The organism is Pseudomonas sp. RC4D1 (genome assembly GCF_018390395.1).
Classification (GTDB): domain Bacteria; phylum Pseudomonadota; class Gammaproteobacteria; order Pseudomonadales; family Pseudomonadaceae; genus Aquipseudomonas; species Aquipseudomonas danubii.
In genome coordinates this window covers 2,762,513-2,775,969 of sequence record NZ_JAHBAW010000001.1, presented here as the reverse complement: position 1 = coordinate 2,775,969, position 13,457 = coordinate 2,762,513, and the positions used below count along the sequence as shown (strand labels likewise).

The window sequence follows — 13,457 nt, the reverse complement described above, 5'->3', positions numbered from 1 at the left end:
ATGACGCGGTGTTGGGCCTGGTTGTGCCTGTGTCTACTCCCTGGGCTGGTGACAGCCCAGGACGAGCCTCTGCGCCTGGCCTGGAAAACCGCCCCGGACAGCGAGCTGGTGAGCCTGAGCAAGACTCAGGTGCTGGCTCGTGAGCCGTTGCCGCAGGACCTGCAAGCGCCCCTGGGCAGCATCTGGAAACTCTTCGTCTACGCCTGGCTGGTGGATACCGGCGCACAAGAACCGGCCTATGCCTGCCAGGGCAAGTCCAAGGACGAGGTCTATTGCTGCACGGCAGGCGGCAGCATTGCTCGGGATCAGGCCCTGGTTCGCTCCTGTGGTCTGTACTTCGAGCCTCAGCGCTTGCAGCTGTCCAGTGCTGACTGGCGCGCCTACTGGCAAGCGCGCAATGCTCCGGGCTGGCTGCAGGACCTGGACCAGTTGCAACCCCAGACCCGGGTTCCGGTGGCGCAGCTGTTGCAGGTGCTGGCGCTGCTGCCGGCACGGGATACGGCGCGGCGTGTGTTGCTGGATGTGGTGCTCAATGCCGGTGACGGTGCCGTAGCGGGCGAGGTGGGCGGGCGCCTGCGGGTCAAGACCTGGAGCTGGCTGGCGGATCAGGACCCGCAGTCGCGCCAGGGCGGCTTTGCCGGTTGGCTGGTGGATGGTACGCCGCTGTGGGTGGGCGGGCGCGGTACTAGCCAGCGGGTGCTGAAGGACTACGCCCAGGCCCTGAACCAAGTGCTGCCGGACAATCCGCCTGTGGATAAAGGCCGCTGTGTGGAAGTCAGCCTGTTTTCCCGCTACCCGCTCAAAAGCGTCAGCCAGAAGGGTCAGCCAGCCAGGCCGGGCGCTCTGCAAGGGGATTATCGGGTGGAATTTGCCAACGGCAACCGGCTGGATATCCACAGCGCCGGCGAGTTGTTCCTGCAGCAAGACCCTGCGGCCCAGCGACTGGTGGCGCGCCTGGACCGTGAAGAATATGTGGCCCGTGTGCTGCAACGCGAAGCCAGCAGTGAACCGGCGGAGGCCGCCAAGGCCCTGGCCGTGGCGATCCGCACCTACCTGCTGCAGAACGCCGGACGCAGCGGCGAATGCCTGAGCATCGACGACAGCAGCAATCGCCAGCGGGTCGCGCCGCGCCCGGCGACCGCCCAGGCCAGGGCCATTGCCGCCTGGACCAGCGATCTGGTGCTGGCCGGCACGCAAGTCACCTACCACTCGGACCTGAGTGCGCCGGACAAACTGTCCTGGCAGCAGGCCGTTGAACAGGCGCGCGCTGGCCAGCGTTACGACGCCATCCTGCTGCATGCCTACCCTCGGGCCAGCCTCAGCCGCTGGGACAACCCGGTGGCGTCTTGCGAACCCTTGCCCGCAGCTCAGGAGTGGCTGTTGAACCAGCGTCGGCGCTGGCGCCAGCCGCTGGAGCAAGAGATCGGCTACAACGAAATCAGCCAGTTCGCCGTGTGCCGCCTGAGCTTCGGTCGGCCCTACGTCGACCGCGAACGACAACGCATCTACGTGCGTGGCGTGCTCTCGCTGCAAGACCGCCTCGACCTGACTCACGAATACCTGCACCTGGCCTTTGAAGCTCATCCCAACGGCCAGGATGAAACCTACATCGAAGGGCTCGCCCGTCATCTTTTATTGGAATAGGCCATGAAACTTCCTGCTCCCCCGGTCCTCCTGTTCCTTTGCGGAATGTTCAGCCTGCCCATGGCCCTGGCCGACAGCGGCATCCAGCTCGACACCCCCAAAGGCGGCTGGCGTACCCGCGCTGTCGATGGCGAGCAATACATTCAGGAGGTCAACTACCCGGCCTCTTCGGTGAACACGCCCCAGGGCCAGGCCAATACCGCGCGTATAAGCGGGCAGATCAAAGGCGCGCCCAAAGCGAGCAAGGAGCCGGGCCAACTGATCGTCAATGGCGTCAGCATGCCGCTCAAGTTCAATGAGCAAGGTGGTTTCGACCGGCCGTATTCCTTCCCCAATGGCAGCAACAGCGTTGAAGTGCGCAGCCCGGACGGCCAGCAGCGCAAGCGCGTGCAGTTCCTCAATACCGGCGGTGGCGTGACTCCGCCCAAGTTGCGGGTGCTGCTGTCCTGGGACAGCGACAACACCGACCTCGACCTGCACCTGGTGACCCCAGACGGCGCGCACATCTGGTATGGCGAGCGCGTGGCCCCCAACGGCGCGGCCCTGGATGTGGACGTGACCACCGGCTACGGCCCGGAGATCTTCTCCATGCCGGCGCCGCTCAAGGGCCAGTACCTGGTGTATGTGAACTACTACGGTGGCGGCTATCGCAGTGACGATGAAGACGGCGGCCAGGAAAACGCCGTGCAGCCCCTGACCACGGCCCAGGTCACGGTGATTACCGAGGAGGGCACACCGGATGAGAAGAGCGAATCCTTCATCGTGCCGATGCGCGCCCCCGGAGAGCTGACCCTGGTACGCAGTTTCAGCTATCCATGATCGGGCTCAATCTATCCGCCTGCCCGAGCATTGGTTCATTGCCCTGAGACAATACGATTGCCCGGTGTTTGCCTTGCAATGAATCACCATTCATTGGCAGGGAAATGCGCAACATGGGTAGGTTTCAATCGTGGTTGAAGTGTTGTGTGGTGGTTGGCAGCTGCGCCTGCGGCGTGGTGTTGGCCGCAGGGGCCGACGGGCTGCAGAGGGTCAAGGTTGACCTGGTGGCGCCGCCTCAGGTGCACGCCCATGAACAAGTGGTCAGCGGGCCGCCGAAGGTCGTGCAGTTTCGCATGACTGTGGAAGAGAAAAAGATGCAGGTGGATGACCAGGGCACCACCTTGCAAGCAATGACCTTCAACGGCTCCATGCCCGGCCCGACGCTGGTGGTGCATGAGGGCGACTACGTCGAGCTGACCCTCAGCAACCCGGCCAGCAACAGCATGCCCCACAACATCGATTTTCATGCGGCCACCGGCGCCTTGGGCGGCGCGGCCCTGAACCAGGTACTGCCGGGGCAGGAGGTGGTGCTGCGCTTCAAGGCCGATCGCAGCGGCACCTTTGTCTACCATTGTGCGCCGCCGGGCATGGTGCCCTGGCACGTGGTGTCGGGCATGAGCGGGACCTTGATGGTGTTGCCTCGCGAGGGCTTGAAAGACTCCGCCGGCAAGCCCTTGCGCTATGACCGTGCCTACACCATCGGCGAGTTTGACCTGTATATCCCCAAGGACAAGGACGGGCATTACAAGAGCTACCCGGACCTGGCCTCCAGCTACCAGGACACCCGTGAAGTGATGCGCACGCTGACGCCGAGTCATGTGGTGTTCAACGGTCGGGTTGGTGCTCTGACCGGGGCCAACGCCCTGACTGCCAAGGTCGGCGAAAGCGTGCTGTTCATTCATTCCCAGGCCAACCGCGACAGCCGTCCGCACCTGATCGGCGGTCATGGCGATTGGGTCTGGACCACCGGCAAGTTCGCCAATGCCCCGCAACGCAACCTGGAGACCTGGTTCATTCCTGGCGGTTCGGCGCTGGGGGCGCTTTACACCTTCAAGCAGCCGGGCACCTACGTGTACCTCAATCACAACCTGATCGAGGCCATGGAGCTGGGGGCCCTGGCGCAGGTCAAGGTCGAGGGGCAGTGGGATGACGACCTGATGACTCTGGTAAAAGCCCCCGGGCCCATCACTTCGGGCAAGTGATAGCAGCCGGGGCTCAAGCCCCGGCACCTGGCATCAGAGGTTCAGGGCGAACTTCAGGTAGCCCGGATACACCTGGCGCCAGTCGTTCTGGAAGGTGTGGCCTTCGGCATGTTCATGGCTCTGGACCTGATTGCCGGGCTCCAGGGTCTGTTGCGTGATGGCGGTGAGCTTCTGGTTGCTCTCGTGCTCCTGGGCGCCATGGACAATGACGATGCGCTTGTCCCGGGCCCGGGTTTCGCCGAACGGAATCCGGTAGCCGCCGGGGGACAGCAGCAACGCGCCGCTGTACTGCTGCGGATACTCGGCGATCAGGTGCGAGGCATGCTCGGCGCCTTGGGAGAAGCCCATCAGGGCAATGCGCGAGCGGTCGATGCGAGTCTGTTTTTCCAGCTTCTTCAGGGCGGCGTTGACCGCCTCCTGGGTGGTGTCCACCGAATGCTGCTGCCACATGAACTGGTGCTCGTCGCGCTTGAGGGTGCCGTTGATGCCCACCAGCACGGCCTGCTCGCCCACAAGGTCGGTGCGCATATCGACGCCGTCGCTGCCCTCGGTGCCGAATCCCGATAGCCAGACCACCACCGGCCAGCCTGCGGCCGGGGCCTTGCCCTGGGGAATACTGAAGGCTGCAAGGCCGGCATCCTTGGCGTGGGCCGGATAGTTCTTTTCCGCTGCTTGCAACAGCTTCTTGTAGGCTGGATCCTGCTGAAGCGACTCCAGTTCGTCGTCTTCCTTGAGTAGCACCAGTTGCCAGAAGCCACGCTCGCGGGCCTGCTCCAGGTACTCGGCGGCCCGCTTGTTCTTGTCCATGGCGGCCAGGCTGCCGGCGGCCTGGTACGAGGCGTAGGCATTCTTCGGGTCGAGGCGGGCGGCGGTCAGGTAATAGGCGAGGGCACCGGCGTAGTTGTCGTGCTGGCTCTTTTCGTTGTCCCCGGCCTCGATGAAGTCCGCCGCTGTGGCGTCGTCCAGGTACAGATTGGCCATACCGGCCAGGCCTTGCCAACGGCCCTTGGCGACGTCCTGTTGCGCATCGGCATGGGCCCAGGAACCGCTGAGGCTCAGAGCCCCGAACAACGAGAGGAATGACAGGGGCAGGCGTACTGCGGCCGGCAACGACATGACTGAGCGTCCTTTTTCAGTGAAGGAAGTCCCGGGCCGTTGCCCGAAACGGCGCGCAGCTTAGCATGGTGGATCGCCCTGGCGGACGACCCGTGCACTGGCTGGATTCAACGCCCAAACGCCAGAATCAGTCGCTCTGATCGGCGGTGGAAAGTACCTCGTCGATCTTCCAGCAGCCCTTGTCCTTGATCATTCGCACATCGACGATCTGGGTGGTATCCGGGGTGCTGCCCAGCGTCACCTGCTCCTTGGCGCTGGAGCCCTGGATCTGCGGTTCACTGACCTTGATCTGAGTCAGCCACTCGTCCATGTAGTCCTGGGCCTTGAGGAAGTAGTCCTCTTCCAGGCCGTCGGGGCTGGCCATCTGTTTCTTGATCTTGGCGATCAGTGAGTCAGAGACGTATTTCTTCATCTCGGGGACGTTGTCGGTCAGAGGGTCCTTGTCTTCGCTGAAGGTTTGCAGGTACCAGCTGTAGAACGCCTGAGTGGCGGGTTTTGGCGAGCTGGCGCAGTCGGCCAGGGCGACCGACTGATGCATGGCGACCGCTGCCAGCAGCGAGCAGAACAGCATTCTCATGGGGAACCCCTTACGGATGGCGATAGATTTTGTAGGCAGGCTTTTGCACCCGATAGGAGTGACCCGGGTAAAAACCGTGCAGTTGCTTGAAGTCTGACACCCAGATGGTGCCGTTGAACATCGCCATGTGGCCGTGAGGGTGCCCGGGAATGGGCTGGATAATGACCACATCGCCTGCTGCGGGCGTCTGGCCGGCCGGTTGCTCGATAAAACCGGCGGAGGTCAATGATGAGCCGAAATCCTTGGCCGAGTGCTTCCTGTGCAAAATCACCCCACCGCCACCGGCTTCGATCGCTTTGCGGGTATAGGCCGCGCAGCGCCCGGTACTGCCGGCGTGAGCGTGCGCGTTCAAGTGACTGATAGCGGCTTGTTTATTCCACATTCCTTGTTATCCGAGAGTCCTGAAGAGCGGCGATTCTATGCTTGCGCAGTGAGGGCGGAAATACTGGCTAAGTGCCTTTTCTTCGGGCTTTGGGGGGCGTATCACAGTTATCGTTCAGGCCGCTAAAACCGCGTTGAGTCCACTTCGGCAAAGGTTGCCCTGACCATTCAACCCGGCTGTAGCTCAAGGACGTTGCGCGCCGCCGTTTGCACCCGGTTGCGCCCCCGATCCTTGGCGCCATACAGCGCTTCATCGGCCAGGGAAAGCAGGCGCGGCAGATCGTAGCCTTGGGTTTCACTGGTTACTACGCCAATGCTGACACTGAGCAGCCCTGGCTCCAAAAGAGGCAACCGGGCAAATGCCTGGCGAATCCGTTCGGCGACCCGCACGGCGGACTGCTCGTCGGTCGATTCCAGCAGGCAAGCGAACTCTTCACCGCCGATGCGGGCAAACACGTCTTTGCCGCGCAGGGTTTCTGAAAGTACCCGGCTGAAGGCGATCAGCGCCTGGTCCCCGGTCTGATGGCCAAAGGCGTCGTTCAAGCGCTTGAAATGGTCCAGATCGCACAGCAGCAAGGCCAACGGCGCACCTCTGCGCTGGCATTCGATCAGCATTTGTTCGCCATGGACCATGAACGCCCGGCGGTTGCCGATGCCCGTCAGGGCGTCGCAGAAGGCTGCGGCCTTGAGGCGCAGTTCGACCCGTTCCTTGACCATGCACAGGGTCACGTAGGCGATGCCGATCACATACAGCATCGATTCGAACAACATGAGCGAGAACAGCGGCACTCCGGCGCCGTAGCCTTTGAACACCTGATCCATGGCCAGGCCCTGGTCAATCACCGCGCGCACGCTGTAGAACACGGTGTGCAGCAGAGTCAGGGCCAGGGCAGGCATATAGGCAACTTCCAACTGCCGACGGCTGCGCCAGAACTCCAGCATGATCAGCAGGCCATAGCCGGCCACCAGCAGCGAATACACCGAGACCCGAACCGTCATTGACTGGTAGAACGCTGGAACCATGCACAGGGCCATCCAGATGCCGGCCCCGGCGAGCATGCCCGGTGCATGGGGCGGACGTCCGGCGAACACCCGCATGGCCGTCCAGTTGAGACCGGCGCTCAGCAGCAGGACCAGGTTGCCGAGCACCTTGGGTACGAAGTCCATGCCCAGATCGCGCAGGCTTACCAGCAGCATTCCAGCGGCGGCCAGCAGCATCATGCCGCCCAGGTAGGCCAGCGGGCGCTCGCGGGTTTCCTGCCGCCAGGCGTGGAAGGTCAGCAGGCTCATGAGGAAGAAAATGAACACCGAGACGACCAGCAGGGTGGGGATATGCAGGGCCATGTCCGGGGTTCTCGTGAAGTCGCGTCAAGGGCGGGGAAGCAAAACCGCGGCCGGAAGCGGGCGAATTGCCATCAGTGGGCGCGATTGTAGCGAGAACTTCCGGGCCTTGGTGGATGTTGCTGCAGGAAGTGCCCGGTCTAGCGGAATACGCCGCAGACCGCGTTGCCCTGGTAGCCGTGCGCGATGGGTCCGAGAAACATGAACGGACCACAAGCGTAGAAATCCGAACTGATTTTCCGATTTGTGTACAGCAGCGGCACTTCGACGCCATTGATATCGTCGCCATAGGCGGTGGCGCTGTAGGACTCGCAGACTGGCAGCTTGAGTGGAATCGGCAGGATCACGACCAAGAGGGTGGTGCCACACCACTGGCGTTCGGGCGTGCTCTTTTGCGTGTGGGTGACAACCGGCTTCATGGAGTTGCCGATGAGCTTTTGGTGAGCTTCGGTCTTCGATACTTGCTGGTAGGGCATATCCACCCAGGCCCCCACGCAGCCGCTGAGGCCAAGCGTTGCAAGTGTCGCTATCAGTGCGCCTTTCATGGTCCGCTGCACGGGCCGCGGGAGGACCAGGCCGGGGTTCATGGCCGGTGCTTCGGGCTTGGATTCCAGGGGGGCGGCAAAGCTGTGTAGGTCGTGCATCCTGCACCTGCTGTCGGAGTGGTCAGTTCTTCGCGTGCCCGGCTTGCAGGCATTAAAAAGCCGGCTTGTGGCCGGCTTCTCGGGGACTGGCTTGGTTCATTTTTGGTAAACCGCACCAGCCTTCAAAACGTACACCCAGCTCTTGCGGCTGGCTGTGGGACTGGGCAGGAAAGTCATCCGCTTCGTCGGGCGATCTGACCGCAGGGAGGGTCGATGCGCAAATGTGGGGCGCAGCATACGCATATTCGCCGGCAATTCCCAGTGCGAAGCGCTATCCAGAGGCCCTGGGGACGAAAATAGTGCGTGGGAATTTGTTGCCGGATGCGTGTTTGGTGCGGCCTTGTTGGCTGGCAAGACGACTGCGATGGGGGAACAGGTACGAAAAAGCCCCGATCACTCGGGGCTTTCTCTTGAAGCTTGTCGCTCGAAGCTTAACGCTGCTTCTCAGCCTTTATAGGCGGCAACCGACTTCAGGATCTCGGCGCGGGCTGCATCGGCATTGCCCCAACCGTCGATCTTCACCCACTTGCCTTTTTCGAGGTCTTTGTAGTTCTCGAAGAAGTGCTTGATCTGTTCCAGCAGCAGGGCTGGCAGGTCGGTGTATTCCTTCACGTCGACATACAGCTGGGACAGCTTGTCGTGAGGAACCGCGATCACTTTGGCATCGCCGCCGCCGTCGTCGGTCATGTTCAGGATGCCCACTGGGCGAGCACGGATCACCGAGCCTGGCGCTACTGGGTACGGGGTCACGACCAGCACGTCGAGGGGGTCGCCGTCGTCAGCCAGGGTGTTGGGGATAAAGCCGTAGTTGGCCGGGTAGAACATGGGGGTGGCCATGAAACGGTCAACGAACAGGCAGTCGCTGTCTTTGTCGATTTCGTACTTGATCGGCGCGTGGTTGGCCGGGATTTCGATAGCGACGTAGATGTCGTTCGGCAGGTCTTTGCCCGCCGGAATCTTGCTGTAGCTCATTGGGCGTTGCCCCCGTTAGTTGACCAAATGACTTGGCCGGATTGACCAAAAAGTGGCGGCGATTATAGACACACTCCGCAACCGATGCTACGTGCCAAGGGTCGTAGAACCTTGGTTGTACTGTCTCGCAGACATGTTCGGGTGGGCCGTGCGACCGGCGGTTTTGCCATCGGTCGGCAGGCGTGGCAGCGGTCTTTCCACTGGCCTTCAGATGAACAACGTATCAGCGCGACAGGACATTAGTGGTGCGTTTGATAGACCGGATCTTCAGCTTGAAGTTGCTGCAGTCGGGCCAATGGATTCTGCCGATAAAACAGCTGCAACTGTTCATAGACTTTCGGATAGGCCGCCACGAGCAAGTCCGGGGCACTGAAGAAGTACTCGCTGGTGACGGCGAAGAACTCCGCCGGGTTTTCCGCCGCGTAGGGATCGATGGCGGTTTCCGCCTCCGGATCATGGTCGAGCTGGCGGTTGAGATCGTCGTAGGCACTTTGCATCACCTGCGCCCAGTCGCTGACCCGCATGTCGCTGTGCAGCGGCGGCAGGCCATTGGCGTCGCCGTTGAGCATGTCCAGCTTGTGGGCCAGTTCGTGGATCACCAGGTTGTAGGCTTCCCAACCGCCACTGGCCAGCACCCCAGGCCAGGCGAGGATGATCGGGCCCTGCTGCCAGGCTTCACCGCTGTGCTCGCCGTCCCATTCATGCTCGATACCGCTGGCATCGCGGTGGCGCTGGGGGCTGAGGAAGTCGTCGGGATAAAGAATGATTTCATGGAAGCCCTGGTACCAGTTCAGGTCGCCCAGGTGCAGCAATGGCAGTTGCGCCTGGGCTGCCAGCAGCAGGCGTTGCTCCTGATGCAGCTCCACGCCGGGCAGGGCGGTGAGGTGCTTGTCATCGAGAAACAGCACGCTGGCTTCCCTGAGCCACTGGTCCTCGGCAACGCTGAGGCCGTCGAGGAAGGGCAGGTGCTGGCGCACCCGCTGCCAGGTTTCATCGCTGACCGGGTGCTTGGCCAGCCGGCGCTTGCGGCGCCAGGCACTGAGGGACCACATGGTGTTTAGCGGGTTTCGGCTTTTTCAGCGCTGCGGCCGAAGCGGCTGCGCAGCACGCCAATGATCATCGGCACCAGGGACAGCAGGATGATGACCACCACCAGCAACGACAGGTTTTTCTTGATGAACGGTACGTTGCCGAAGAAGTAGCCCAGGGTCACCAGGCCGCCGACCCAGAGGATGGTGCCGATCACGCTGAAAGCGAAGAATCGTGGGTAGGGCATGCGGGCCACGCCAGCGACGAACGGTGCGAAGGTGCGGATGATCGGCAGGAAGCGCGCCAGGGTTACGGTCTTGCCACCGTGTTTTTCATAAAAATCATGGGTTTTCTGCAGGTAGTCGCGACGGAAGATCTTCGAATTGGGGTTGCTGAACAGTCGTTCGCCCGCGGTTCGCCCGATCACGTAATTGGTGCTGTCACCGAGGATCGCCGCCAGCATCAGCAGGCCCCCCAGCAGCACCGGGTCCATGCCGCCGCCCGCAGCGACTGCGCCGGCGATGAACAGCAAGGAGTCCCCGGGCAGGAACGGCGTCACCACCAGACCGGTTTCACAGAAAATCACCAGAAACAGGATGGCGTAGATCCAGGGCCCGTAGTTGGTCACCAACATGTCGAGGTAAACGTCGAGATGAAGGAGTAGGTCGATCGGGTTGAAATCCATGGGGGCACCTGTGGTGACAGCCTGGCTCGGCAGGCCTGTGCGATGACTCGGAGAAAGGGACTACAAGGATGTGTAGATTTTCTTACGCGCCGAAAAGGGCGGCCATTATAAAGGCAGAGAGGTGAAATGCGTGTTCAGATTGTAGCGGGGCGTTTCGGCGCGCAAAGCACGGCAGGCCACCTGGGATCACCCCGGCCTGAGGGACTAAAGCGGCCCGCAGGCCGCTGTCGGTGAGATCAGCTATCGCTCAGAGGCAGGACGTAGTTCTTGAACTCGCTGTCTTCGCGAAAGCCCATGGACTCGTAGGTTTTCTGCGCCACGGCGTTGTTGCTGCTGGTGGACACACGCAGGCGGACGGCGTTGGTTTCCTTGGCCATCTTCTTTGCGGTGCGCATCAGGTTGTCGGCCACCAGCTGGCGCCGGGCATCTTCAGCGACGTAGATGTCGTTGAGAATCCATACGCGCTTGAGCGACAGGGAGGAAAAGCTTGGGTACAGCTGGCAAAAACCCAGCAATTTATTGCTGTCATCATCGGCCAGGGCCAGGTAGATCACCGATTCCTTGCGTCGCAGGCGCTTTTCCAGAAAGGCCCGGGACGAATCCGGATAGGGCAGGGCGCCATAGAACTCGCGGTATTTGACGAATAACGGGGTCAACAGATCCAGGTGCTCGAGGGTTGCTTGAGTAATCCGCATGGTGGCTCTCAACTTCAAGTGGATGTGACGGCACAGGTTGGATGACTCGGGCAGCCGTGTTCCGATGCTGCCCAAAGCGGGAAAAAAGCGCAATCGTCTTGCAAAATCACGCTTGGGGCGGCCCCAGAAGGAAGTTGCCCTTCATGTCTGCCGTTGAGTCGCTGTCCAGAGTCTGCACTTGTGCTTCGTCTTTGAGGTTTACTCCCGACAATTGCCGGCGGCAGGCTTCACGCATCAAGTACAGCAGGCGATGGGCGGCCATGCCATAGCTCAGGCCTTCCAGGCGCACATTGGAGATGCAGTTGCGATAGGCATCGGTGAGCCCGACTTTCGGCTGGTAGGTGAAGTACAACCCCAGGCTATCGGGAGAACTGAGCCCGGGACGCTCACCGATCAGGATCACAGTCATCTGCGCCCCCAGCAGTTCGCCAATCTCGTCGGCCACCGCTACCCGGCCCTGTTCCACCAGGATCACCGGCGACAGCGACCAGCCTTCGGCGGCGGTCTGTTCCTCCATGCGCGCCAGAAAGGGCAGGGTGTGGCGATGCACCGCCAGGGCCGACAGACCATCGGCCACCACCACCGCCAGGTCGACCCCACCGGGATGGGCGCTGGCGTAGTCGCGCAGGCTCTGGGCCGATTCATCACTGAGCCGGCGCCCCAGGTCGGGGCGTTGCAGGTAGCTGTGGCGATCGGTAGCGGCGCTATGGAGCAGCAGGCTGTCACGGCCGCGCTCGGCCAGTTGGGCGCTCAGGCCGGCGTGGTCGAAGGGCAGGTGCACGGCATCCCGGGCCTGGGCGTGGGCGAATTGGAAGTCCAGTTGGGCGCCGGTCGGCAAGCTGGTGCCGGTGCGGCCCAGGGCAATGCGCGCGGGGGTCAGGCGGCGCAGTTCCAGCCAGGGATTTTGCGAGTCGGTCGGATGTTTTTGCATGTGCCTGTTCCTTATCCCAGCTGGGCCAGTGCCTGGCGGAAAGCCGGTGGCAGGTTGTTGCCGAAATGCACCTTGCCGTCGGCCTGGGTGAAGATGCCGGTCCTGGCTAGCCATTGTTCGAACTCAGGGGCAGGTTTCAGGCCCAGGGTCTGGCGAGCATAGAGTGCGTCGTGGAAGGACGTGGTCTGGTAGTTGAGCATGATGTCGTCGGAGCCGGGGATGCCCATGATGAAGTTGATGCCGGCCACGCCCAGCAGGGTCAGCAGGTTGTCCATGTCATCCTGATCGGCTTCGGCGTGGTTGGTGTAGCAGATGTCGCAACCCATGGGCACGCCCAGCAACTTGCCGCAGAAGTGGTCCTCAAGGCCGGCGCGGATGATCTGCTTGCCGTTGTACAGGTACTCGGGACCGATGAACCCCACCACGGTGTTCACCAGGAACGGCTTGAAATGCCGGGCCACGGCATAGGCGCGGGTTTCACAGGTTTGCTGGTCGATGCCGAAGTGGGCGTTGGCCGACAGGGCACTGCCCTGGCCGGTCTCGAAGTACATCAGGTTCTGCCCGAGGGTGCCGCGGTTCAGGCTCAGGCCTGCTTCGTAGCCTTCCTGGAGCACGTTGAGGTTGATGCCGAAGCTGGCGTTGGCGGCTTCGGTGCCGGCAATCGACTGGAACACCAGATCCAGGGGGACACCGCGATTGATCGCCTCGATGGAGGTGGTGACGTGGGTCAGCACGCAGGCCTGGGTGGGGATCTCGTAGCGCTGGATGATGGCGTCGAGCATTTCCAGCATGGCGCAGATCGAGGCGATGCTGTCGGTGGCCGGGTTGATGCCGATCATCGCATCGCCGTTGCCGTACAGCAGGCCGTCGAGAATGCTCGCGGCAATGCCCGCCGGCTCGTCGGTGGGGTGGTTGGGTTGCAGGCGGGTGGACAGGCGCCCGCGCAAGCCCAGGGTGCCGCGAAACTTTGTCACCACGCGAATCTTCTGCGCCACCAGGATCAGGTCCTGCACACGCATGATCTTCGACACCGCGGCGGCCATTTCCGGGGTCAGGCCCGGCGCCAGGGCACGCAGGCTCTGCTCGTCGGCGGCGTCACTGAGCAGCCAGTCGCGAAAGCCGCCAACGGTGAGGTGGCTGACCGTGGCGAAGGCCTGCTTGTCATGGCTGTCGATGATCAGCCGGGTGACTTCGTCGGATTCATAGGGAATCAGCACTTCTTCGAGAAAGTGCTTGAGGGGGATATCCGCCAGGGTCATCTGGGCAGCGACCCGTTCGCCGTCGTTGAGGGCGGCGACACCGGCCAGAAAATCTCCGGAACGGGCCGGGCTGGCCTTGGCCATGACTTCCTTGAGGCTGTCGAAGCGATAGGTCTGGGAACCTACGCTGTGGGAAAATTGGGCCATCTCAGTCTCCGTTTC

Annotated in this window: 14 protein-coding genes; 3 read left to right on the top strand and 11 right to left on the bottom strand. The window is 62.3% G+C overall.

The features are described 5' to 3' along the window. The 3 genes from KHO49_RS12805 (at nt 1) to nirK (ending at nt 3,665) form a co-directional block, all read left to right on the top strand. Entirely contained in the window at nt 1–1,644 is a 1,644-nt protein-coding gene (locus KHO49_RS12805; RefSeq protein WP_213665094.1) for a DUF2300 domain-containing protein, read from the top strand. Between the two features lie 3 nt (nt 1,645–1,647). After that, complete coding sequence (locus KHO49_RS12800; protein WP_102882359.1) at nt 1,648–2,463, top strand: YfaP family protein; 816 nt, start codon at nt 1,648–1,650, stop codon at nt 2,461–2,463. Nucleotides 2,464–2,576: 113 nt separating this feature from the next. Then, nucleotides 2,577–3,665 (top strand): copper-containing nitrite reductase, encoded by a 1,089-nt coding sequence (gene nirK, locus KHO49_RS12795; protein WP_213665093.1) that lies wholly within the window; start codon nt 2,577–2,579, stop codon nt 3,663–3,665. A gap of 33 nt (nt 3,666–3,698) precedes the next feature. Here the strand turns inward: nirK and KHO49_RS12790 are convergent, their stop codons facing one another. The 11 genes from KHO49_RS12790 to KHO49_RS12740 all read right to left on the bottom strand — a co-directional run bounded on the left by KHO49_RS12790 (nt 3,699) and on the right by KHO49_RS12740 (nt 13,442). Further along, on the bottom strand, nt 3,699–4,781 hold the full coding sequence (locus tag KHO49_RS12790; RefSeq protein WP_213665092.1) for a TPR end-of-group domain-containing protein: 1,083 nt from the start codon (nt 4,779–4,781) through the stop codon (nt 3,699–3,701). 127 nt (nt 4,782–4,908) lie between these two features. After that, complete coding sequence (locus KHO49_RS12785; RefSeq protein ID WP_102882357.1) at nt 4,909–5,358, bottom strand: DUF3828 domain-containing protein; 450 nt, start codon at nt 5,356–5,358, stop codon at nt 4,909–4,911. Nucleotides 5,359–5,368: 10 nt separating this feature from the next. Continuing rightward, nucleotides 5,369–5,740: a cytoplasmic protein gene (locus KHO49_RS12780; protein WP_102882356.1), complete on the bottom strand. Its 372-nt coding sequence runs from the start codon at nt 5,738–5,740 to the stop codon at nt 5,369–5,371. 167 nt (nt 5,741–5,907) lie between these two features. Next, nucleotides 5,908–7,083 (bottom strand): GGDEF domain-containing protein, encoded by a 1,176-nt coding sequence (locus KHO49_RS12775; protein ID WP_213665091.1) that lies wholly within the window; start codon nt 7,081–7,083, stop codon nt 5,908–5,910. 137 nt (nt 7,084–7,220) lie between these two features. After that, entirely contained in the window at nt 7,221–7,724 is a 504-nt protein-coding gene (locus KHO49_RS12770) for a hypothetical protein (RefSeq protein WP_249735514.1), read from the bottom strand. Nucleotides 7,725–8,168: 444 nt separating this feature from the next. Then, on the bottom strand, nt 8,169–8,696 hold the full coding sequence (gene ppa, locus KHO49_RS12765; RefSeq protein WP_011063696.1) for an inorganic diphosphatase: 528 nt from the start codon (nt 8,694–8,696) through the stop codon (nt 8,169–8,171). 239 nt (nt 8,697–8,935) lie between these two features. Next, nucleotides 8,936–9,748, bottom strand: a complete 813-nt coding sequence (locus KHO49_RS12760; protein WP_170002126.1) for a M90 family metallopeptidase — start codon at nt 9,746–9,748, stop codon at nt 8,936–8,938. 5 nt (nt 9,749–9,753) lie between these two features. Further along, entirely contained in the window at nt 9,754–10,410 is a 657-nt protein-coding gene (locus tag KHO49_RS12755) for a DedA family protein (protein WP_102882346.1), read from the bottom strand. A gap of 236 nt (nt 10,411–10,646) precedes the next feature. Further along, nucleotides 10,647–11,105 carry a GNAT family N-acetyltransferase gene (locus KHO49_RS12750; RefSeq protein WP_102865325.1) on the bottom strand — a complete coding sequence of 153 codons (459 nt, stop codon included), beginning with the start codon at nt 11,103–11,105 and terminating at the stop codon, nt 10,647–10,649. Between the two features lie 106 nt (nt 11,106–11,211). Then, nucleotides 11,212–12,036, bottom strand: coding sequence for an ethanolamine ammonia-lyase subunit EutC (eutC, locus tag KHO49_RS12745; protein WP_213665090.1), 825 nt, complete (start codon nt 12,034–12,036; stop codon nt 11,212–11,214). An 11-nt stretch (nt 12,037–12,047) separates the two neighbouring features. Beyond that, nucleotides 12,048–13,442, bottom strand: coding sequence for an ethanolamine ammonia-lyase subunit EutB (locus tag KHO49_RS12740; RefSeq protein WP_102882345.1), 1,395 nt, complete (start codon nt 13,440–13,442; stop codon nt 12,048–12,050). Nucleotides 13,443–13,457: the final 15 nt, after the last annotated feature.

Excerpts from the sequence above, each read along its gene's own strand:
- KHO49_RS12805 (WP_213665094.1), top strand. The coding sequence starts at position 1 with ATGACGCGGTGTTGGGCCTGGTTGTGCCTGTGTCTACTCCCTGGGCTG.
- KHO49_RS12800 (WP_102882359.1), top strand. The coding sequence starts at position 1,648 with ATGAAACTTCCTGCTCCCCCGGTCCTCCTGTTCCTTTGCGGAATGTTC.
- nirK (WP_213665093.1), top strand. The coding sequence starts at position 2,577 with ATGGGTAGGTTTCAATCGTGGTTGAAGTGTTGTGTGGTGGTTGGCAGC.
- KHO49_RS12790 (WP_213665092.1), bottom strand. The coding sequence starts at position 4,781 with ATGTCGTTGCCGGCCGCAGTACGCCTGCCCCTGTCATTCCTCTCGTTG.
- KHO49_RS12785 (WP_102882357.1), bottom strand. The coding sequence starts at position 5,358 with ATGAGAATGCTGTTCTGCTCGCTGCTGGCAGCGGTCGCCATGCATCAG.
- KHO49_RS12780 (WP_102882356.1), bottom strand. The coding sequence starts at position 5,740 with ATGTGGAATAAACAAGCCGCTATCAGTCACTTGAACGCGCACGCTCAC.
- KHO49_RS12775 (WP_213665091.1), bottom strand. The coding sequence starts at position 7,083 with ATGGCCCTGCATATCCCCACCCTGCTGGTCGTCTCGGTGTTCATTTTC.
- KHO49_RS12770 (WP_249735514.1), bottom strand. The coding sequence starts at position 7,724 with ATGCACGACCTACACAGCTTTGCCGCCCCCCTGGAATCCAAGCCCGAA.
- ppa (WP_011063696.1), bottom strand. The coding sequence starts at position 8,696 with ATGAGCTACAGCAAGATTCCGGCGGGCAAAGACCTGCCGAACGACATC.
- KHO49_RS12760 (WP_170002126.1), bottom strand. The coding sequence starts at position 9,748 with ATGTGGTCCCTCAGTGCCTGGCGCCGCAAGCGCCGGCTGGCCAAGCAC.
- KHO49_RS12755 (WP_102882346.1), bottom strand. The coding sequence starts at position 10,410 with ATGGATTTCAACCCGATCGACCTACTCCTTCATCTCGACGTTTACCTC.
- KHO49_RS12750 (WP_102865325.1), bottom strand. The coding sequence starts at position 11,105 with ATGCGGATTACTCAAGCAACCCTCGAGCACCTGGATCTGTTGACCCCG.
- eutC (WP_213665090.1), bottom strand. The coding sequence starts at position 12,036 with ATGCAAAAACATCCGACCGACTCGCAAAATCCCTGGCTGGAACTGCGC.
- KHO49_RS12740 (WP_102882345.1), bottom strand. The coding sequence starts at position 13,442 with ATGGCCCAATTTTCCCACAGCGTAGGTTCCCAGACCTATCGCTTCGAC.